This is a genomic window from Gluconobacter kanchanaburiensis NBRC 103587 (assembly GCF_007988905.1).
Taxonomy (GTDB): Bacteria; Pseudomonadota; Alphaproteobacteria; order Acetobacterales; family Acetobacteraceae; genus Gluconobacter; species Gluconobacter kanchanaburiensis.
This window is the reverse complement of record NZ_BJVA01000009.1, coordinates 103,767-121,739: the sequence shown is the minus strand read 5'-3', so window position 1 is coordinate 121,739 and position 17,973 is coordinate 103,767. Positions and strand designations below refer to the sequence as shown.

Sequence of the window (17,973 nt, the reverse complement as noted above, 5' to 3'; positions counted from 1 at the left end):
AGGGGCTTATGACCGAATCAGAAGCATCGCGCAAGAGGGATTTTTCAATTCAACAGCAATATCTTCTTTCATTCTCCCAACGGAAATCTGCGCACTTGCACACAGAGCCAGCGCATCCGATCTTTCAGGTAACTTTCCTTCCTACTGAGGCGGTTCCCTTGCCATGAGCAGCACATTCGACGAACACCTGATCGGGCAGTCTCCCGCAGCCGCGCAGGGCGCCGAAGCCGTAACCATTATCGATGCCGATCAGTCCACCTTCATGGCCGATGTCGTCGAAGCGAGCCGAACCCTCCCGGTTCTCGTGGATTTCTGGGCCCCGTGGTGCGGGCCATGCAAACAGCTCACGCCTGTTCTGGAAAAGGTTGTTCGTGCCGCTGGTGGACGCGTCCGGCTCGTCAAGGTTGACGTGGAAGCCAACAAGGCGCTGGCCGCACAACTCGGGCAGCTTGGCCTGCCCCTGCAATCGATTCCCGTCGTGGTCGCGTTCTGGAAAGGTCAGGTTCTGGATCTTTTCCAGGGAGCCCAGCCGGAAAGCGAGATCCGCCGGTTCGTGGAATCGCTGCTCAAGCTGGCCGGGGATGTCATGCCCGCTACCGAAATCCTGACCGCCGCACGGCAGGCCCTCTCGGAAGGCGCCGCTGATCAGGCTGCCGCCCTCTTCTCGCAGCTTCTGGAGGCCGAACCCGAAAACCCCGACGCATGGGGCGGCATGATCCGCGCGCTGATTGCGCTCAAAGAACCGGAAGCTGCCGAAGACGCATCCGCCCAGGTGCCCGCAAAGCTGGATGCACATCCCGAGATTACAGGCGCGCGCACGGCGCTGGCCCTTTTTGTCGAAGGCACAAAAGCCGCGTCCGAACTTGATACGCTCCGTCAGCAGGTCGCTGCCTCGCCGGATGATTTCGATCTGCGGCTCCGTCTTGCGACCGCACTCAACGGAGCCGGGTATCGGGCGGAGGCCGCCGAGACTCTGCTAGACATCCTGCGCAGAGACCGCGAGTGGAATGACGGCGCAGCAAAGGCGGAACTTCTGCGCTTTTTCGAGGCATGGGGCCATACCGATCCCGAGACCCTGGCCGCCCGACGCAAACTCTCTTCCCTGCTGTTTTCCTGAGCCGATGACCGAAACGTCTGATGTTCCATCCCCTGATTCGGCTCCTGAACCAGCCCGGCGCGCGCCACCGCTGACGGAGCTAACCCTCGCGGATATCCCGCCACGGGTCGGCCTTTTTCCGCTTTCTGGTGCGTTGCTCCTGCCGGGTGGACATCTGCCGCTTCTGGTCTTCGAACCTCCTTATGTAGCGCTGCTGGAAGATGCTCTGGCAGGCCGGCGCATGATCGGCGTCATCCAGCCCCTCATGGATCCCGATGCGGACGAGCATCCTCTGCTTTACCGAACCGGAACACTGGGCCGCATCACGGAATTCACCGAACATGTGGACGGAACGTTTTCCGTCACCCTTCTGGGGATTTCACGCTTTCGGCTGATCCGGGAAGCGCCGACGGATCTCGGCTGGCGTGAAGGCATCATCGACGCCACACCGTTCGCCGCCGATCTCGTCGAGGAAGATCCCCTCCCCATCAACCGGGATCTTTTGCTGAACGGGCTGAAAACCTATCTCGATTCCCGCGATCTTCAGGCAAGCTGGCCCCTGATCGAAGACATGGATGACGAGACACTTCTTGTTGTGCTGCCAATGCTGGTGCCGTTCACCCCCGTCGAAAAGCAGTCGCTCCTTGAGGCCATGACGCTTGATGAACGCGCAGGCCTCTTGCTGGATCTTCTGGAGAGAGGCATGGATAAATCATGACGACTGAACTTGACCCCCGCCTCCTGTCCCTTCTAGTCTGCCCCGTAACCAAAGGTCCTCTGACCTACGACCGGGAAACCCAGGAACTTATCAGCCCCCGGGCAAAACTTGCCTTTCCGATCCGTGATGGCATTCCGGTCATGCTGCCTGAAGAAGCACGCCCCCTCGAGGCCTGACACGACGACCCCTCAGGCCTTTCCGGACTGAGGGAAGCTTTTCAGGGCGATCCTTCGGGACCCGTTTTCCTGTGTGGATTTCTCATACCCGCAGGAGACCTGAAATCCGCGTGACCGTTTCACCGCCCACCCAGATTTTATCCTTCTGCCTGTCGATAGATATCCGGCCTGTACGCCCGAGACAGGTGCCCTGACTCGCCACGTAATGGTCAGGCGCGTAGCCCGCTGCGATCAGCCACTGAGCTAGTCCGGCATTCAGGCTGCCTGTCACCGGATCCTCATGAACACCGGTGCCCATGGCAAATGCCCGCACCTCGAACAGTATGTCTTTTCCATCCGTGGCCGCATCCCAGGGACCAATCACACCAATGCTCAGATCGGCCAGAGCTGCATAATCCGGCTCCAGCGCCAGAACCTCTTTCCGCGAGCCGAGCAGGATGGAAAGCCAGCCTGGACCATTATCCGTCCATGCGGCATCCCGGATGGATGCGGGAGAAATCTTCAACCCATCCGCCACCTTCTTCAGAAGATCGCTTTCTACTGCCCCCGAACGCAGCAAAGGGGGAGCAGAAAAAGCGAGCTGGCCGGCCTCCCGCCGGACAGGCACAAGTCCCAGACCGCATTCCTGTATAACAACCTCGCCACGCGGCTGCCCTCCGGCACTGAGCCATGCGTGACAGCTCCCCAGTGTAGGATGTCCAGCAAATGGCAGCTCTGTCTGCGGCGTAAAAATACGGACGCGATAATCTGCTTCAGGGGTCGTTGGCCGCAGCAGAAATGTCGTCTCGCTGAGATTGGTCCAGTTTGCGAAAGCGGCCATCTGTTCAGTCGTCAGAGCGTCTGCGCCAAGGACAACAGCAACCGGATTGCCTTTGAACGCGACAGATGAAAACACATCGACTTGCTGAAACCGTAATTCCGTCATCATGCGATCTGCTTCTGGAACTTGAAAAATACCCAGCCAACATATCATAACTGCATCGCAGTGACGCAAAGCTGCTTTACACTCCAAATCTTCTCCGACCCGCTCTCGCAGACCTGAAAAGATCAGCAGCGGGAGTCTTCATTCCTGCGAAAAACGGCTCTAACCCTGCCCCAAATGTCAGAACGACATGCGCTGAAAATCAGACCCTCTCTACGGACCCATTCGCCGTCGGCGCTCTGGCGCCGGACAGGGCTCGCGCGGGCGCACTTGACGATCTCTGTCTCACCTTGAAATTCCTCACGACCCGCGTCAGTTCCCCGGCGTCTCCGACCAGCTTCTGACTGGCACTGCTGGTCTGATGAACGATGGAGGCATTGCTCTTGGTAACACCTTCAAGCTGCGTCGTACTGGCATTGATGTCCATGATACGCCGCGCCTGCGCTTCGGCTCCGGAAGCGATCTGTCCAACGGCTGCTCCCAGACGCTCGACGGACGTGCTGATATTGCCAAGCGCAGTCCCGGTTTCATCCACCATCTGAACACCGCGCTGCACATCCTGCATGCTGCTCGCGATGAGAGACTTGATTTCCTTGGCTGCCGTCGCGGAACGCTGTGCCAGCGCCCGGATTTCCTGCGCGACGACGGCAAAGCCCCGGCCCGCATCCCCGGCATGTGCTGCCTCAACGCCGGCGTTCAGGGCCAGAAGATTGGTCTGGAACGCAATCTCGTCAATGACACCGATAATCTGCACGATCCGGTTGGAGGACGACGAAATCTTGGCCATTGCCTCGACTGTCTTTGAAACGATATCGCGACCCTGTTCCGTCTCCTGACAGCAGTCGGCCACAGTCGTATCAGCCTGGCGGGCCTCTTCGGCGACTTCCTTCACCGAAGACGTCAGTTCCATAATATTGCGCGCCACGGCAGCGAGAGCATCCACCTGTTCGGCAATCCGGCAGGTGATGTCTTCGGTGGAGCCACTAATCTCACGTGCACGCTGTTCCACAACACCCGAGGTCTCCCGCACAGCGTGCACGATCTGACCGAGACCTTCGCAAGCCTTGTGAAAAGCGGAACTCATGCGGGTCGAACCGTTTTCGAGCTCCGGATCGATCTGCTGCACCAGATCGCCTCCCGCCATTCGCTCGAGCGCATCCGCCAAAGCATCGGAAAGCGCTGCAAGACTCTGGATACGCTCCCCCTCCGCACGCGAACGCTCGCGGACATCCAGATTCTGGGTATAGGTCTCGAGCCCAAGCTCCATATCGAGCAGACCGCAGCGGATCAGCAGACCGATCTGTGCAGCGGCTTCTTCCGAAGACGTCCCTTTGGCAGGCCGTCTCATCAGACGATCCAGAAAACTACGGTGCGGCTCGGGCCAATACTGGCGCAGGAGGTCCGTCACCATCCCTTCAATCAGCAGAGCGTAGCCGCCCACATACCACTGCGGCTTGAGGCCGATACGGGCATGCGTATTACCAATTGCACGGGTGCTTTCGACATAATCCGCACCGAAATCCCCCTCTAGAATCCTCTTCCAGTGCTTTTCCTGCTGGTTTCTCGCACCAAGACGATGCTGTTCGCTGGAGAAGAAGCGGCTCAGGGTTGGCGTCTGATGGATGCGACCGTAAAAACGGTCAAGCGCAGACCCCAGAACCCGCAGCGCCTGCGGACGGATTCTGGCCAGATGGGCTTTCTCAGCTGCGCCGATGCCAAGAAAAAGCAGTCGTTCGGCAATATCTGCCTTCACCTGCTCAGTCATAGTCAGAATCTCCAGAGCGTGGATTTAGCGCGGTGTCAGGACAGAATCCTTACCACGCCAATAGTTACGCAATCATGAAGACAGACCGCCCACCACGAAGTGCTCGCCCGGGCTTAAGGTCAGGCTCAGCTTGAGGAGCTGTTCTTGCCGTACGAAACTTCAGTATCGGGTGTTGCCGGGTGTGGAGCGATATCGACACTTCCTCCCTGCCCCCCAAACGACATTCCATTTCCTGAAGCACTAGTCGCAGACTCATGCGAAGACTGTGCGGGATCTTCCGCACCCGGCGGCATGGGCATCACAGGGGCATCATCGGCATATGACATCCCGCTGGCCTGCCGGTGGTGATGGGCATGTCCTCCATGCCCGGGGGCAGCGCCAGGGGGTGGGAGGGCCGCCATATCGGGTGACGGGCCGCTGAACATCGAGCCACATGCCGTCATGGCAAGAAATGACAGCATGAGGAAAGGGGAAACAAAGCGCATAGGCTGTACATAGCACTTTTCAGCGGTTGACGCATCCCTTTGCGGAATGGGACACAGCGCGTTCCGTCTGTCGCCCACCCTTTTTTTAGCGATAGGTCCAGCAAGGATGTATTCTTGATGTTCGAAGGCCGGATTACTTCCCCCGCCACACGGCGCCGCGCCTGGTGGGACAGTCTGTTCGTAGACCATTCCATTTTCCGACTGGGCTGGACCAATCTCTCGCCCGTCGTGCCGGGCAAGGTCTGGCGATGCAATCACCCGACGCCATCCCGCCTGCGCAGCCTTACACGTCGGCTGCATCTGAAAACCCTCGTGAACCTACGCGGACATCGCAAATGTGGCTCCGACGCCCTGTCACGGGGGGCCAGTGCAAAACTCGGGCTGATGCATCTCGATATGGCTTTCGAAAGCCGTGGCGCGCCGCATCGCGACCGGATCCTGCGCTTTTACGACATGTATCAGACGCTGGCCTTCCCCATGCTCATGCACTGTAAATCCGGTGCGGATCGTGCAGGTCTGGCTTCCGGACTAGTTCTGATGTTCGAGGGCGGCTCGGCTCAGGAGGCGTTGGGCCAGTTGCACTGGCGGTTCGGCCACTTCAACCGTTCCCGAACCGGCATTCTGGATGCCTTTTTCCTGCGCTATCAGAAAGAAGCCGAAGGACGCCTGCCGTTCATGGACTGGGTCCGCGACGAATATGACGAGGATCGCCTGCGGGCTGATTTCAAGGCTGGAAAACTGGCATCCTTCGTGAATGACAGCATCCTGCGCCGGGAATAAGGCCCGGGGCGGACGTTCAGTCTGTTTTTGGATCCGTCGGGCCAAGGGAGCGGATCAGGTCCAGCATCCGCTTGCGCACCCCAGCGTCCGGAATGCGATAATAAGAACGGACCAAATCAACTGTTTCGCGACGACTGAACAGGGCAGCCTCATCTACAGGCAGATCGAACAACCTTGGGGGTGGCGCACTGACCAGCGGACCAGTGGGGGCCGGCGACCGTGAGGCTCCCCCGAAAGCGGCCTGTGTCTCGGCAAAACCCGTCACAGGAAACGACGAAGAAGGCGACGTAAAAGCCGGACTGCCGGATGAAACTGGAAAATTCCGAGAGGTATTCGACGTCGGGCGGCTATCCTGCGGTTCATGCATGTCATCGAAAAAGAAGCCGATCGGCACGTCCAGAACCTGAGCCAGATCGTACAGACGACTGGCACCGACCCGGTTCGCACCACGCTCATATTTCTGAATCTGCTGGAATGTCAGCCCCAACGCTTCGCCCAGCTTTTCCTGCGACAAACCCATAAGGGTCCGACGCAGCCGAATACGGTTGCCAACATGGACATCAACCGGACCAGCAGCAGCGGAACTGCGGGAATCGGGCCGAGCTCGATCTTGAGGGAAAGGTTCTTTTTCTGACACGTAGAAATAGTTAACAAAACAACCCCAGATTGTCAATGTTAACCTTTTAGCGTCTCAACAACTTATCCGGGTCCTAAATCCGGCGCATCCGACGAAATGGAAACACTGATGCAATCATGCACAGAAGCGAGAGCAACAACGGCGTGGCGCGACCAAACCGGGAAAACACCGTCGGAGGGAGCGGGGACGGAGTATCACTGACCAGAACACCCGCCCGCCCCCATCCCAGACGCGCCGTCTCATGACCGGTTGCATCATAGATGGCAGAAATCCCGGTATTATTAGCAAAAACGACCGGCAGTCCTTCTTCCACGGCCCGCATTCGTCCGGTAGCAAGATGCTGGCGGGGACCGGCACTGTTGCCGTACCAGGCGTCGTTTGAAATGGTGACGAGCCAGTCGGGACGATCATTACGGGCCGTGACGGAGCCAGAGAAAATGATCTCGTAACAGACCATCGGGCCTACACGCCCCAGACCCGGCAGATCCCATGTCTTCAGGCCTGGTCCAGGCGTCAGGACGCCGGGCAGGACGTTGAACGGTAGAATCCAGGGCTGATATTCACCGAACGGAACCAGGCGACTTTTGTCATAGATGGCCGCGATGCTGCCATCAGGAGCGACCGCGATCAGGCTGTTATACCAGTTCTTGCCGGACTCCCGATCCGAGCCTACCAGAGCCGGGGCACCGTCAGCGGCGCGGGCGATCATCTGCCGAGCGAGCGTGTCTTCGTCCAAGAGACCGGGAAAGCCGGATTCCGGCCAGATCACCACAGGTGATCGGCCACCCTGCGCATAGGCTTTCTGCACGCCCTGTGCCGTCAAACTCAGATAGCGACGGAAATTGCCGACCGCATCCGCATGGCTGATGACTTCAGCTTCCGGCACGTTGCCCTGCACCAGAACAGCACGGGGATTGGTGATATTCAGGGGCGTTGCAGAGGACAGACGCCATGCGCCCGCACCGATCCAGACCACGCAGACTGCCAGCACCGCAAGGGCCGCGCGCCTCCCGCGAAACACCGCAAGCGAACCAAGAACGAGAGCCAGAGACAGCCCGTCCACACCCAGAACGGCTGCGGGTTGGATCAGAACATCTCCGGCAAGACCCGGCAGCTCAAGATCGCTCCCCAGCGGATTCCACGGAAACCCCGAGAACATGAAGACGCGCCCCATGTCCATAACCGTCCAGCTTCCTGCGAACATCAGCACCCGTCGCCATCCAGGCGGCACCACGCGGCACAGCACGGCCGGAACACAGATAAACGGGGCGATCAGCAGCGAAACGCCAGGAGACGCAAACGGCACGACCCACCAGAACTCGTAAACGCGCGTCAGGATCGCATTTGTCAGCCAGTAGAGGCCGACCGTATGAAAACCCATCCCGAACAGAAACCCGCACCATGCCGCCTGCCTCCACGACCGAGCGTCTTCCGACACGCGATACAGGACCATCAGCCCCACAGGCAGCAGAAACAGAAAATGAACCGGAGGAAGGGAGAGGGCTGCCAGCCCTCCGGCAAGCAGCATCAGTCCGGCGAGCCGCCAGCCGCGGACAGGGAGGGTCGAAATCATGGGAGAACCGTCCGGCTGACGAAGGGGCTAGAACAGAAAACAGCCGGACCTGAGGGATCCAGCTGCGACAAGACTGTCAGTCGAGGGCGTCGCGCAGACGGCGTTCGTAATGGCGGTAATATTTGTCCGCCAGAAGCTCGCTTTTCACCAGAACGGCGACATCCGTGGTGTTGAACTGCTCGTCCACGACCGCACCATCACCAACATAACCTCCCAGACGCAGATAGCCTTTGATCAGCGGCGGCAGCTTGTTGAGGCACGCACGGTAATCCAGCACATGCGGGTCGGTCCGCTGCATTTCCACATAACGATCCGGCAACGCGCGAATACGCAGTGCCGGCGGGGCCAAATGGTTATGGTGCATGTAGGTAAGCTGGTCAGCTAGGGCATCAGGATCTGTGCCCGGAAGACTACCGCAGCCGAACAACACGTCGATCCGGTGCAAGAAGATGTAAGACGCAATCCCACGCCACAGAAGCTGCATCGCGGACCTACCACGATACTCTTTCGCCACGCAGGACCGTCCGACTTCAAGCAGACGACCGGGAAATTCTGTCAGGGTGGAAATGTCGTATTCAGAAGACGTATAGAAACGTCCGATTTTTTCGGCGGCATCAGATCGAAGCAGACGGTAAGTACCAACAACCCCTGCGGCACCGGGCCCCTTGGCATGGTCGATGACCAAAAGGTGATCGGCGGCTTCGTCGAATTCATCCACGTCGCGTTTGGTGCGGAACGCCCGTTCATCCGGATGGGCGCCGAGTTCTTCAAAGAAAACCCGATAGCGCAGGGCCTGGGCTGCATCGCGCTCTTCTTCGGTCTCGGCAATACGCACGCCCAGCGTACCACCACGCAGTTCCTGAAACCCGCCTTCACGGTTCAGCGACAGGGTGGAAAGCGTCTCCATCTGGCGCAGGGTTTCTTCGCTGCTGGACAGCGCATGCGGAGCGGAAATAGGGGTGCCAGCCGGTTTGGAGGTCATGATCCGCTCTTGTTCCTGTTCTCGGGGAGAGAGTTTTGCCTGTCCTCGGGCTCGGCACGCCGTCCAAAAAGCTCGATCCGGTGGGAAACGAGATCGAATCCAAGTCGTGCGGCAAGCTGCGCCAGCAGACGCACAGGCTCTTCGTCCTCGAACTCGATGACGCGACCACTATCCACATCAATCAGGTGATAGTGATTGCCGCTGTCACTGGCTTCGTAACGTGCGCGACCGCCACCGAAATCGCGGCGTTCGAGAATGCCTTTCTCCTCGAGAAGACGAACCGTCCGATAGACGGTTGCCACGGAAATGCGGCTGTCGATCTCGGACGCACGGCGATAAAGCTCTTCCACATCCGGATGGTCGTCGGCCACGGACAGGACATGCGCGATCACACGTCTCTGGCCGGTCATTTTCAGGCCGTTTTCCACGCACAGGCGGGCAATATGCGAATCATCTGGCACAGGGGAGGAAGGAGCCTTCCGATTCCCTGGGCTGCCACGTCTCTCAGCGGTTTTCGTATCTGCGACCATATCAGCGGCCTAGCCGAAAAACAGGCTTGTTGTCCAATCCATGGAGCCTGTCGGCTTTCCCTGTCGCCGGGATGAAGAGACCGGCGACAGGAAAATAAGGCTCTCAGTCTTCGCGACGACGGCCGAGGCCGATCTTGCGGGCCAGCGAGGAACGGTGGTTCGCATAGTTCGGAGCCACCATCGGGTATTCCGGCGGCAGGCCCCAGCGCTCGCGGTATTCCTGCGGCGTCATGTTGTAAGCGGTCTTGAGGTGACGGCGAAGCAGCTTCAGCTTCTTTCCGTCTTCAAGGCAGATGATGTAGTCCGGGAAAACCGACTTGCGTGGCGAAACGGCCGGCACAGGCTTTTCAACAGGAGCCTCTTCCGGAACGTTCACCGTTGCAAGAGAGTCATGGACGGACCGGATCAGGGCCGGAAGAGCGTCAGCCGGAATATCGTTGTTCGATACATAGGCCGTGACGATCTGCGCGGTCAGCTGATGCAGCTCGGGGGCATTTGTCTCTTGCGACATTGTTATCAAGTCCTTCATCTTTGAACGGAAGAGCATCTAGCAGTCATGAATTGCTCCGTTCAAGCATAAAAAGAAAGAAACATCCGCGTGACAGAAAATGAAACATTTTTCATAGATATAACTGAAAAAAAATGCCCGATGACCACAGTATATGTTCGGGTAAAACTGGATTCCATGACTTCCGGACAGAGACTTGAAGTCCGGCTTCGCGGAACAGAAACAAGGAAAAACGTTGGAGCGTCAGTCCGGGCACTGGGTCACGTAATTCTGGCAGATTTTCTTGTTGCGGAAGGGTCTGATCTTTACTGCCTGACGGTCAGACGCTGCTAGAAATCAGAACCAGAGCATCACTGCCGTCCCTGTAATAACCACGACGCAGACCAGCTTTTACGAAACCGCATTTCCCGTACAGTGCAATGGCATTCCTGTTACAGACTGCCACTTCCAGAAATACTGTACCTTTGCCCTGAACGCGCTGCACAAGCGCGCGACCGACCCCACGACGCCGGAATGCCGGAGCGACAGCGAGTGTCAGGATTTCAGTCTCATCCAGAACCGTTCGCGACAGAATAAAACCCACAGGCTCCTGTTCTGAGAGGACAAGGAGAGCTTCCGTTCCCGGGCTGGAGAGCAGAGCGGCCATGGAGGCCTCGTCCCACACTTCTCCCCCACGAAACGCCAGATCATGCAGGCTGGCCAGAACGAGGGCACATTCAGCCCCCATCGTCGCGAAACTAAACGCTGCCTCGGTCTTTCCTGCGTCAGTCTTCACAAAGGCGCAGACCTCAGACCAGCGGCAGGGGGTTTGGCTTCCGGCGGATCAACATAGAGAGGTATCAGTGGGCCCGGCACAGCGTGTTCAGCTGCCTGAAGGATTCCTGCCACGGATGGCGTCTCGCACGGCAGGACGGGACACGGCCAGTCCAACTTTTCCGTCACCGCGTCGCCCGTCACACACGTCCATCCAGCAGCTTCGAGATCGACTATCTGCCGGGCCATAACCGACCCTTGCGGCGGGTCGATGAAGACCCGGCCACGACGGGCGATGCTGACACAGACGGCATCGGGTCGCGCAAGTGTAGCGCGGATGGCCGCGCCAAGAGTGACGCCTAACGCAGGGCAGTTCCAACCCGCCGCAAGCCCTGCTGCCAGCGACAGCGACGATCGCAGACCGGTAAACGATCCCGGACCAATGACGGCAATGACACGGTCCGGCGCGGTGGTCCAGCCGTTCTGCACGAGAAGGTCGCGGATCGCAGGAGCGAAATGCTCGGAGGCACCGCGACCAGCCATCAGTTTTTCTGCAACGACATCCCCATCCTCGACCAGTGCAACGAGACTGGTCAGCCCCATACCGGCGCCCGCCCCATTGAAAACGACCGTTCTATGGGCAACGGCCCTCACAGGCATAGACATGCCTCTCCGAACTCCAGACGCGGCGCACGGGGTTCGGCATGTTCGGGAGCGGGTTCATTTTCTGCTGGATAGCCAAGCCCTACCAGGAAGTTCACGCGCCAGCCCGTGGCATTCAGGAGCGTGTCCTCGACCATAAAGCTATCAAATCCTGACATGGGCATAACGCCCAGACCCAGCATCCGGGCGGCGAGAACAAGATAGCCGCCTTCAAGCGTGCCATTACGAAACGCTGTTTCGTCAGAGAGGCCCACATCGGCGGCAAACCAGTCCCGCAGACCCTCCTGCGAATTGAGCCGGGGCAGCGCCTCAAAGAACAGTGGATCATGACACACGACAGCCAGAACCGGAGCAGCCATGGCGCGCGCCACGTTTCCCGGCGACAGCGCGGGGCGGATACGCTCCCGGGCGTCCTGCGTGGTCAGGAAAACGAAGCGACCCGGCGAGCAGTTACCGGAGGTCGGTCCCAGCTTCACCAGATCGTACAGACGACGCAGAACCTCCTCTCCAACCGGCCGCGGCGAAAAGCTGCGCGGGGTCCGGGCCTGCGTGAACAGGGCTTCAGCGCCTGGAACCGGTCCGCCGAGAGAGGTCTGACCGTCCATTCCTCAGCCCTCGACCTGCTCGACGGAAACGACTTCCGGAACATAATGCCGGAGCATGTTCTCGACACCGTGCTTCAGCGTCGCGCGGGAAGACGGGCAGCCGGAACAGGCCCCCTGCATGGCCAGATAAACGACGCCTTCCCTGTACCCCCGAAAAGCGATGTCGCCACCATCACCTGCAACGGCAGGACGCACACGGGTGTCGAGCAGGTCCTGAATGCGGCTAACGACTTCGGCGTCTTCGGGAGACACATCATGTTCCGGAGCAGACTGCGTTCCCGTCAGGACCGGACGACCGCTTTCGAAAAAGGTCGTGATGGTCCCAAGTACGACGGGCTTGAGATCGCCCCAGCTTATATCGTCGGATTTGGTGACGGAGACGAAGTCGTTTCCTAGGAAGACGCGACGCACGCTCGGCTGATCGAACAGCGCCGTCGCCAGTTCGGAGCGTCCAGCCGCGACGTCGGCATCACCGAAATCGACGGGACGGGCATCGCCGGTCACGCTGCGGCCGGGGAGGAATTTCAGAGTGGCGGGATTGGGAGTGTCTTCGGTTTCGATGAACATCTTGGTCATGTCCTTGCGTTCCAGTCTGCCCTGACATGTGCCACTTCGCCGCAAGGTGCAAGTGTCGGGACCGCATTGGTCCGACTTCCCGTGTTTTTAACGGCAGACTGATCCGTGTCAGACCTGCTCGCCCTGTCCCTCCGTTTTCCGCGAGGGAGACGGCAGTCCGCGGGGCAGAACGATAATTGCACAAAGACCGCCATAGCCCCTTGACGCATCCCCACGCCCTAGAACCAAAGAGCCGCCTTCGCGGGCGATTTCACGCTGTACGATCGCCAGACCCAGTCCGATTCCCCCCGTCGCCCGGGAACGTGACCCCTCCAGACGGTAGAACGGCGTCAGAACGCGTTGGTATTCGCTCTCAGGGATACCGGGGCCGCTGTCGCTGATAGCGATTTCCAGAGCCCCATCCTCACGCGTGCGCAGACTGGCCAGAACGTTGCCACCGTAATTGATGGCGTTCTCGATCAGATTCGACAGCACCCGTTTCATGGCCAGAGGACGGACATGCACCAGCGCACGGTCCGGCCCTTCGTACCGTGCGTCATGACCACGATCGACGTGATCGTCCACAAGCGTCTCGAGTGTCGCAACGATATTGATCGTACGGGGAACTTCCGGATCGTCAGCCCCTGCCAGATAGGCCAGGATGCCGTTCACCATGGCTTCCATCTCGTCCAGATCGGCTTCGATGGCGGCCTGAGCCTCTCCATCATTCAGGAACCCGCAGCGCAGACGCAGACGTGTCAGCGGCGTTCGCAGATCATGCGACACCGCCGCCATAGCCTGCGTCCTGTCATTGATAAGACTCTGGATGCGGTCCTGCATGGCATTGATGGCATGGGCCAGCCCCCGCACTTCGGGAGGGCCACGTTCCGCCAGCGGTACCCATTTCTCGCTGGAGCCGATCCGATCCGCGACTGAGACCAGAGCCCGCAATGGCATGCTGAGCCCCCGGATCAGCATGGCTGCCGCAATGGCCACGGCTCCCGCCGCGATGGCCGCCGAGGCCAGACCGCGCGTGACACGGTGATGACCCAGCATGCCCGGCACGCGAAAATGGATGTAACTCCCGTCCGGCAGCCGCTGTGATCCGAGAACATCCGCGCTTCCCGGCCCCAGCGTGTAAAGATCCAGGTGCGCCTGTTCGAAAATGGGATCGTTCGCCATCAGACGTCTGACCAGTTGGGTCAGAGCAACCGGATGATGGCCAGGCAGGGCTGGTGCGATGGAAGCCGGCTGCCATGCCACGCTGAGTTCACTGCCCGAAAGCATAACGGCCAGAAAAGACCGCTGGCTGACAGGCGCTGCAGCGAGTACGCGCAGATCCGTGCTCAACGCCTCGCCGAGCTGGGCAATCCGCACGTCATCAACGATATAGGTCTCAGCCTGCCCATAGAAAATGGCGTTCGTCAGGAACACCAGTGTGACCGCCACGGTCAGGACGACGCAGACGCGACCGACCAGCCCCAGCGGCCACAGCAGGATGCGATTCTGGATGTTCAGACCCGTTCAACCTCGGCCACGAAGATGTATCCGAGGCCACGTACCGTGCGGATCAGCTGATCGGCGTCCGATCCCAGCTTGCGGCGCAGGCGGCTGACAAGGACGTCGATGCTGCGGTCCGACACATCGCCCAGACGGGTCCGCGACAGTTCCAGAAGCCGGTCGCGGGCGATGACGCGCTGCGGATTGTCCAGAAAGCTGGTCAACAGATCGTGTTCAGCACCAGAAATATCGACTGTCGCGCCCGACGGGTCCGTCAGCTCGCGCCGTCGCAGATCCAGCGTCCAGCCCGCGAAACGCAACGTCTCACGGCGCACGCGCTCCTGCGCCGCACCAGTGGCGATGCCGCGACGGAGCACCGCACGCACACGCGCCAGAAGCTCACGCTGACCGAAAGGCTTGGGCACATAATCATCCGCTCCCGATTCGAGACCGTTCACGCGATCGCGTTCCTCGCCACGCGCCGACACCATGATGATCGGCACCTGAGCGGGCGGAATCTCATTCTCGTGCGATACACCCTGACCACTGCGGAGCGCGCGGCACAGTTCGATGCCGCTTTTGCCCGGAAGCATGATGTCCATGATAATCAGATCGACGGGCGCCACTTCAAGTGCGGCCCACATCTCGTCTCCGCAGGCGACACCCCGGGCACGAAAGCCGCCGCCCTGAAGGGCACGCAGAATAAGGGTCCGCATACCCGCGTCATCTTCGACAACGAGGATACGGGCGGGGAGATCGGGGTCAGAAAGATTTGGCACCATGTCTTTTCCATAGTCTCCACAGGGTTGGCATCACAAGCAACAAATCCTGACAATACCAGCTCTCAACACTTTAGCGCTCATGACGAAAAGAGATTAGCATCGTACACTACAACACATCACGGCCATGCTCGTTCTGCTGGCCCGTTTCATGCGTTCTGTTGGAGTCGTCAATGTCACGAGTTTCTCCCGGCGTCGTCAGTGGCGCCAGTTATACGGCCCTGATCAAGGCCTGCCACGACGGAGGCTATGCCCTCCCCGCCATCAATGTCGTCGGCACCGACAGCGTCAACGCCGTTCTGGAAGCTGCCGCGCGCAACAACTCGGACGTCATCATCCAGGTCTCCAATGGCGGCGCGCGATTTTACGCGGGCGAAGGCCTGCCGGACGCCCATCGTGCCCGCGTGCTCGGCGCAGCGTCAATGGCGCGGCATGTCCATCTTCTGGCAAAGGAATACGGCATCGCCGTCATCCTCCATACCGATCATGCCGACCGCAAACTCATCCCTTGGCTCGACGATCTGATTACCATGAGCGAAGAGGAATTCCGGACAACCGGCAAGCCGCTCTTCACGTCCCATATGCTCGACCTTTCCACGGAACCGCTGGACGAGAACCTCCAGACATCTGCCTCGATGCTGAAACGGCTGGCGCCTCTGGGCATGGGCCTGGAAATCGAATTAGGCGTGACAGGCGGCGAGGAAGACGGCATCGGCCATGACCTCGAAGAGGGCGCGGACAACGCGCATCTTTATACGCAGCCCGAGGATGTTCTGAAGGCGTGGGAACTGCTCTCCCCGATCGGAACCGTATCGGTCGCTGCGTCTTTCGGGAATGTGCACGGCGTCTACAAACCGGGTAACGTGCAGCTTCGCCCTGAAATCCTGAAGAACTCGCAGGATGCCGTCCAGAAGGCCACACAGAGCGGTCCCAAGCCGTTGCCGCTTGTATTCCACGGCGGCTCAGGCTCGACGCTCGCGGAAATCGACGCCGCCGTGTCCTATGGCGTGTTCAAGATGAACCTCGATACCGACATCCAGTTCGCGTTTGCGCATGGTGTGGGTAGCTATGTTCTGGAACATCCGGTGGCTTTCCAGCACCAGATCGATCCCGACACCGACAAGCCGATGAAGTCGCTCTACGATCCGCGCAAATGGCTGCGCGTGGGCGAAAAATCCATTGTCGAGCGGCTGGATGAAGCCTTTGCGATTCTTGGCTCCAAGAGCCGGTCCATCGCCCAAAAATCCTAACAGGACCGGCTTTCAGGAGGCTCCGGCCTCCTGAACGGTTGGCCGGATTTCAGGGGCCGGGCGTAGCGGAAGCAAGCTGCGCCTTGGCCACATCCCGGCTGTCAGGAAGTGCATCTTCCCAACCCCCGCCGAGCGCATTGTAAAGGCGCGTCAGGTTCGTCGCCAGCGTGGCATCGCTGCTGGCGAGGTCAAGCTGGGCAGACTGGAGCTGCGCCTGAGCGTTCAGGACGTTCAGATAGTTCGTCAGCCCGCTGCGGTACTGGCTCTGGGCCAGCATGAGCGCCTTGCTGTTGTCGTTGACGGCGTTCTGTAGGCCCTGACGGTGAAGCTGCTCGTCACGATAGGCGATCAGCGCGTTATCCACGTCATGCCAGGCCTTGATGACCGTCTGCTGATAGGAAATCGCCGCCGCCTTCTGCGCGTATTTCTTCAACTCAAGCTGGCCGTACAGACGACCGCCCTGGAAAATTGGCAGGGAGATGGACGGGCCGACATTCCACGCTCGCGCATTCCAGAAGCCCAGATCACGGAAGGACAGGGTCTGGAAGCCAAAATCGGCGTTGATCGTAACCTTTGGATAGAAATCCGCCGTGGCCTCGCCCACTTCGGCCACGGCACCGCGCAGACGGGCTTCGGCCTCGCGGATGTCCGGGCGGCGATGGGCCAGCTCGGACGGAAGGCCGACAGGCACCACCGGCGGGACGACCGGCACACCGGCATTCTTTTCCAGTTCGGTGTTCAGGCTCTCTGGCGGAGCGCCCAGAAGCAGGGCGAGCGCGTTCTCTTCCTGCGCCACGGCCTGTTCAAGCTGCGCTTCCTGACCCTGTGTATCATGCAGGCGGGCCTGTGCGGAATCCACGTCCAGTTCCGTCACCAGACCGCCGCGATAGCGGTCCTGCGCGATGGATGTAATCTGTGTCAGGACCTTGATGTTGTCGCGCAGGATCTTCAGGCGCTGCTGGTCGCCGCGCAGACTCATATAGCCATGCGCCATGTCGGCCTGCTGGGCAATAAGAATGGAGCGCCGCTCCTCGTCCGTAGCCTGAAGATCGGCTTTGGCGGCGTCGTACTGGTGCGCAACACGGCCCCACAGGTCAATTTCATAGGTCGCATCAATCGCGCTACGCCACTGGTTCAGCAGCGGAACCGTGGCACCATCGGCCGCGCCCTGAAGTAGCGGCCCGACCGAAGCTCCGGCGCTGCTCCCCGCAGACTTCGCGATATTGCCGCCTACCCGGCTGATGATCTCCTGCATTTCCTTGGTGCTGTACTGGCTGCGCTGGTACGAGCCCGAAGCGCTCAGGGTCGGGAAGCGCTCAGCCCCCGCCATGATGAGCTGCGCGCGGCTCTGCGCCAGATTGGCAGTCGCAAGGCGGAAAGACAGGTTCTGGTTAACCAGACGCTCTTCCAGCGAGGTGAGTTCCGGATCGTGGAAGATCTGCCACCAGTGGCTGTCGGCCTTCATTTCGCTGACGATGCTGTCGGGCGCGCCGGCCGCATGATCAGCGTAATGTGCCGGCGACCAGGGCTTGGGCGCATGATATTCAGGCCCCACCATGAGGCAGCCGGACAGGGTGAACAAGGCGCAGCCGCAAAGCAGCGCGCGGGACGTGAAGGCTGCGCTCACAAAGAAACTCCTGAGGCGGAAATGATCTTGCGGTGACCGACCGGTTCGGTCAGCATGTCAGGAACTCGA

Annotated in this window: 21 protein-coding genes; 6 read left to right on the top strand and 15 right to left on the bottom strand. The window is 59.9% G+C overall.

Annotation, left to right across the window (positions count from 1 at the left end; all coding sequences use genetic code 11):
- Positions 1 to 163 precede the first annotated feature (163 nt).
- From GKA01_RS09005 to GKA01_RS08995, 3 genes are read left to right on the top strand one after another with little or no spacing between them, the layout of a single operon-like run.
- Positions 164 to 1,117 (top strand): thioredoxin family protein, encoded by a 954-nt coding sequence (locus GKA01_RS09005; protein WP_146861714.1) that lies wholly within the window; start codon positions 164 to 166, stop codon positions 1,115 to 1,117.
- A gap of 4 nt (positions 1,118 to 1,121) precedes the next feature.
- Positions 1,122 to 1,814, top strand: coding sequence for an LON peptidase substrate-binding domain-containing protein (locus GKA01_RS09000; protein WP_146861712.1), 693 nt, complete (start codon positions 1,122 to 1,124; stop codon positions 1,812 to 1,814).
- Entirely contained in the window at positions 1,811 to 1,990 is a 180-nt protein-coding gene (locus tag GKA01_RS08995; RefSeq protein WP_146861709.1) for a Trm112 family protein, read from the top strand. Before GKA01_RS09000 ends, GKA01_RS08995 begins: the two co-directional genes overlap by 4 nt.
- Positions 1,991 to 2,072: 82 nt before the next feature.
- On the opposite strand, the gene GKA01_RS08990 is transcribed toward GKA01_RS08995, so the two are convergent.
- The 3 genes from GKA01_RS08990 to GKA01_RS08980 all read right to left on the bottom strand — a co-directional run bounded on the left by GKA01_RS08990 (position 2,073) and on the right by GKA01_RS08980 (position 5,162).
- Positions 2,073 to 2,915, bottom strand: coding sequence for a PhzF family phenazine biosynthesis protein (locus GKA01_RS08990; protein ID WP_146861772.1), 843 nt, complete (start codon positions 2,913 to 2,915; stop codon positions 2,073 to 2,075).
- 199 nt (positions 2,916 to 3,114) lie between these two features.
- On the bottom strand, positions 3,115 to 4,677 hold the full coding sequence (locus tag GKA01_RS08985) for a globin-coupled sensor protein (protein ID WP_146861706.1): 1,563 nt from the start codon (positions 4,675 to 4,677) through the stop codon (positions 3,115 to 3,117).
- 125 nt (positions 4,678 to 4,802) lie between these two features.
- The gene (locus GKA01_RS08980; protein WP_146861703.1) at positions 4,803 to 5,162 is read right to left on the bottom strand and encodes a hypothetical protein; all 360 of its coding nucleotides are present in this window, start codon (positions 5,160 to 5,162) and stop codon (positions 4,803 to 4,805) included.
- A 117-nt stretch (positions 5,163 to 5,279) separates the two neighbouring features.
- Between GKA01_RS08980 and GKA01_RS08975 the strand changes: the two genes are divergently transcribed.
- Positions 5,280 to 5,942, top strand: coding sequence for a protein-tyrosine phosphatase family protein (locus tag GKA01_RS08975; protein ID WP_146861769.1), 663 nt, complete (start codon positions 5,280 to 5,282; stop codon positions 5,940 to 5,942).
- Positions 5,943 to 5,958: 16 nt separating this feature from the next.
- On the opposite strand, the gene GKA01_RS08970 is transcribed toward GKA01_RS08975, so the two are convergent.
- The 5 genes from GKA01_RS08970 to GKA01_RS08950 form a co-directional block, all read right to left on the bottom strand.
- Positions 5,959 to 6,462, bottom strand: coding sequence for a helix-turn-helix domain-containing protein (locus GKA01_RS08970; RefSeq protein WP_244289190.1), 504 nt, complete (start codon positions 6,460 to 6,462; stop codon positions 5,959 to 5,961).
- 190 nt (positions 6,463 to 6,652) lie between these two features.
- Positions 6,653 to 8,152, bottom strand: coding sequence for an apolipoprotein N-acyltransferase (gene lnt, locus GKA01_RS08965; protein ID WP_146861697.1), 1,500 nt, complete (start codon positions 8,150 to 8,152; stop codon positions 6,653 to 6,655).
- A 76-nt stretch (positions 8,153 to 8,228) separates the two neighbouring features.
- The gene (locus GKA01_RS08960; RefSeq protein ID WP_194265856.1) at positions 8,229 to 9,059 is read right to left on the bottom strand and encodes a GNAT family N-acetyltransferase; all 831 of its coding nucleotides are present in this window, start codon (positions 9,057 to 9,059) and stop codon (positions 8,229 to 8,231) included.
- Positions 9,060 to 9,130: 71 nt separating this feature from the next.
- Positions 9,131 to 9,664: a Fur family transcriptional regulator gene (locus GKA01_RS08955; RefSeq protein ID WP_146861692.1), complete on the bottom strand. Its 534-nt coding sequence runs from the start codon at positions 9,662 to 9,664 to the stop codon at positions 9,131 to 9,133.
- Positions 9,665 to 9,767: 103 nt separating this feature from the next.
- The gene (locus GKA01_RS08950) at positions 9,768 to 10,175 is read right to left on the bottom strand and encodes a MucR family transcriptional regulator (protein WP_011252343.1); all 408 of its coding nucleotides are present in this window, start codon (positions 10,173 to 10,175) and stop codon (positions 9,768 to 9,770) included.
- Positions 10,176 to 10,262: 87 nt separating this feature from the next.
- Here GKA01_RS08950 and GKA01_RS08945 point away from each other — a divergent pair, with 87 nt between their 5' ends.
- Positions 10,263 to 10,505 (top strand): sulfurtransferase TusA family protein, encoded by a 243-nt coding sequence (locus tag GKA01_RS08945; protein WP_146861689.1) that lies wholly within the window; start codon positions 10,263 to 10,265, stop codon positions 10,503 to 10,505.
- Here the strand turns inward: GKA01_RS08945 and GKA01_RS08940 are convergent.
- The 6 genes from GKA01_RS08940 to GKA01_RS08915 all read right to left on the bottom strand — a co-directional run bounded on the left by GKA01_RS08940 (position 10,492) and on the right by GKA01_RS08915 (position 15,030).
- A complete protein-coding gene (locus GKA01_RS08940) occupies positions 10,492 to 10,947 on the bottom strand; it encodes a GNAT family N-acetyltransferase (protein ID WP_371859267.1) in 456 nt (151 codons plus the stop codon). The two genes, GKA01_RS08945 and GKA01_RS08940, sit on opposite strands and share 14 nt — an antisense overlap.
- The gene (gene tsaB, locus GKA01_RS08935; protein WP_146861686.1) at positions 10,944 to 11,591 is read right to left on the bottom strand and encodes a tRNA (adenosine(37)-N6)-threonylcarbamoyltransferase complex dimerization subunit type 1 TsaB; all 648 of its coding nucleotides are present in this window, start codon (positions 11,589 to 11,591) and stop codon (positions 10,944 to 10,946) included. Before tsaB ends, GKA01_RS08940 begins: the two co-directional genes overlap by 4 nt.
- Positions 11,576 to 12,193, bottom strand: coding sequence for a malonic semialdehyde reductase (locus GKA01_RS08930; RefSeq protein ID WP_146861683.1), 618 nt, complete (start codon positions 12,191 to 12,193; stop codon positions 11,576 to 11,578). The genes tsaB and GKA01_RS08930 overlap by 16 nt, the downstream gene beginning before the upstream one ends.
- A 3-nt stretch (positions 12,194 to 12,196) precedes the next feature.
- Positions 12,197 to 12,760 carry a NifU family protein gene (locus tag GKA01_RS08925; protein ID WP_146861763.1) on the bottom strand — a complete coding sequence of 188 codons (564 nt, stop codon included), beginning with the start codon at positions 12,758 to 12,760 and terminating at the stop codon, positions 12,197 to 12,199.
- Positions 12,761 to 12,877: 117 nt separating this feature from the next.
- Positions 12,878 to 14,242, bottom strand: a complete 1,365-nt coding sequence (locus tag GKA01_RS08920) for an ATP-binding protein (RefSeq protein WP_146861679.1) — start codon at positions 14,240 to 14,242, stop codon at positions 12,878 to 12,880.
- 20 nt (positions 14,243 to 14,262) lie between these two features.
- Positions 14,263 to 15,030, bottom strand: a complete 768-nt coding sequence (locus tag GKA01_RS08915) for a response regulator (protein ID WP_146861677.1) — start codon at positions 15,028 to 15,030, stop codon at positions 14,263 to 14,265.
- Positions 15,031 to 15,200: 170 nt separating this feature from the next.
- On the opposite strand from GKA01_RS08915, the gene fbaA reads away from it, so the two are divergent.
- On the top strand, positions 15,201 to 16,277 hold the full coding sequence (gene fbaA, locus GKA01_RS08910; RefSeq protein WP_146861674.1) for a class II fructose-bisphosphate aldolase: 1,077 nt from the start codon (positions 15,201 to 15,203) through the stop codon (positions 16,275 to 16,277).
- 49 nt (positions 16,278 to 16,326) lie between these two features.
- Here the strand turns inward: fbaA and GKA01_RS08905 are convergent, their stop codons facing one another.
- Complete coding sequence (locus tag GKA01_RS08905) at positions 16,327 to 17,904, bottom strand: efflux transporter outer membrane subunit (RefSeq protein ID WP_146861671.1); 1,578 nt, start codon at positions 17,902 to 17,904, stop codon at positions 16,327 to 16,329.
- Positions 17,905 to 17,973 lie beyond the last annotated feature (69 nt).

Coding starts and splice junctions, on each gene's coding strand:
- GKA01_RS08955 (WP_146861692.1), bottom strand. CDS start 9,664: ATGGTCGCAGATACGAAAACCGCTGAGAGACGTGGCAGCCCAGGGAAT.
- GKA01_RS08970 (WP_244289190.1), bottom strand. CDS start 6,462: ATGGGTTTGTCGCAGGAAAAGCTGGGCGAAGCGTTGGGGCTGACATTC.
- GKA01_RS08960 (WP_194265856.1), bottom strand. CDS start 9,059: ATGGAGACGCTTTCCACCCTGTCGCTGAACCGTGAAGGCGGGTTTCAG.
- lnt (WP_146861697.1), bottom strand. CDS start 8,152: ATGATTTCGACCCTCCCTGTCCGCGGCTGGCGGCTCGCCGGACTGATG.
- tsaB (WP_146861686.1), bottom strand. CDS start 11,591: ATGTCTATGCCTGTGAGGGCCGTTGCCCATAGAACGGTCGTTTTCAAT.
- GKA01_RS09005 (WP_146861714.1), top strand. CDS start 164: ATGAGCAGCACATTCGACGAACACCTGATCGGGCAGTCTCCCGCAGCC.
- GKA01_RS08990 (WP_146861772.1), bottom strand. CDS start 2,915: ATGACGGAATTACGGTTTCAGCAAGTCGATGTGTTTTCATCTGTCGCG.
- GKA01_RS08925 (WP_146861763.1), bottom strand. CDS start 12,760: ATGTTCATCGAAACCGAAGACACTCCCAATCCCGCCACTCTGAAATTC.
- GKA01_RS08985 (WP_146861706.1), bottom strand. CDS start 4,677: ATGACTGAGCAGGTGAAGGCAGATATTGCCGAACGACTGCTTTTTCTT.
- GKA01_RS08980 (WP_146861703.1), bottom strand. CDS start 5,162: ATGCGCTTTGTTTCCCCTTTCCTCATGCTGTCATTTCTTGCCATGACG.
- GKA01_RS08930 (WP_146861683.1), bottom strand. CDS start 12,193: ATGGACGGTCAGACCTCTCTCGGCGGACCGGTTCCAGGCGCTGAAGCC.
- fbaA (WP_146861674.1), top strand. CDS start 15,201: ATGTCACGAGTTTCTCCCGGCGTCGTCAGTGGCGCCAGTTATACGGCC.
- GKA01_RS09000 (WP_146861712.1), top strand. CDS start 1,122: ATGACCGAAACGTCTGATGTTCCATCCCCTGATTCGGCTCCTGAACCA.
- GKA01_RS08975 (WP_146861769.1), top strand. CDS start 5,280: ATGTTCGAAGGCCGGATTACTTCCCCCGCCACACGGCGCCGCGCCTGG.
- GKA01_RS08950 (WP_011252343.1), bottom strand. CDS start 10,175: ATGTCGCAAGAGACAAATGCCCCCGAGCTGCATCAGCTGACCGCGCAG.
- GKA01_RS08995 (WP_146861709.1), top strand. CDS start 1,811: ATGACGACTGAACTTGACCCCCGCCTCCTGTCCCTTCTAGTCTGCCCC.
- GKA01_RS08915 (WP_146861677.1), bottom strand. CDS start 15,030: ATGGTGCCAAATCTTTCTGACCCCGATCTCCCCGCCCGTATCCTCGTT.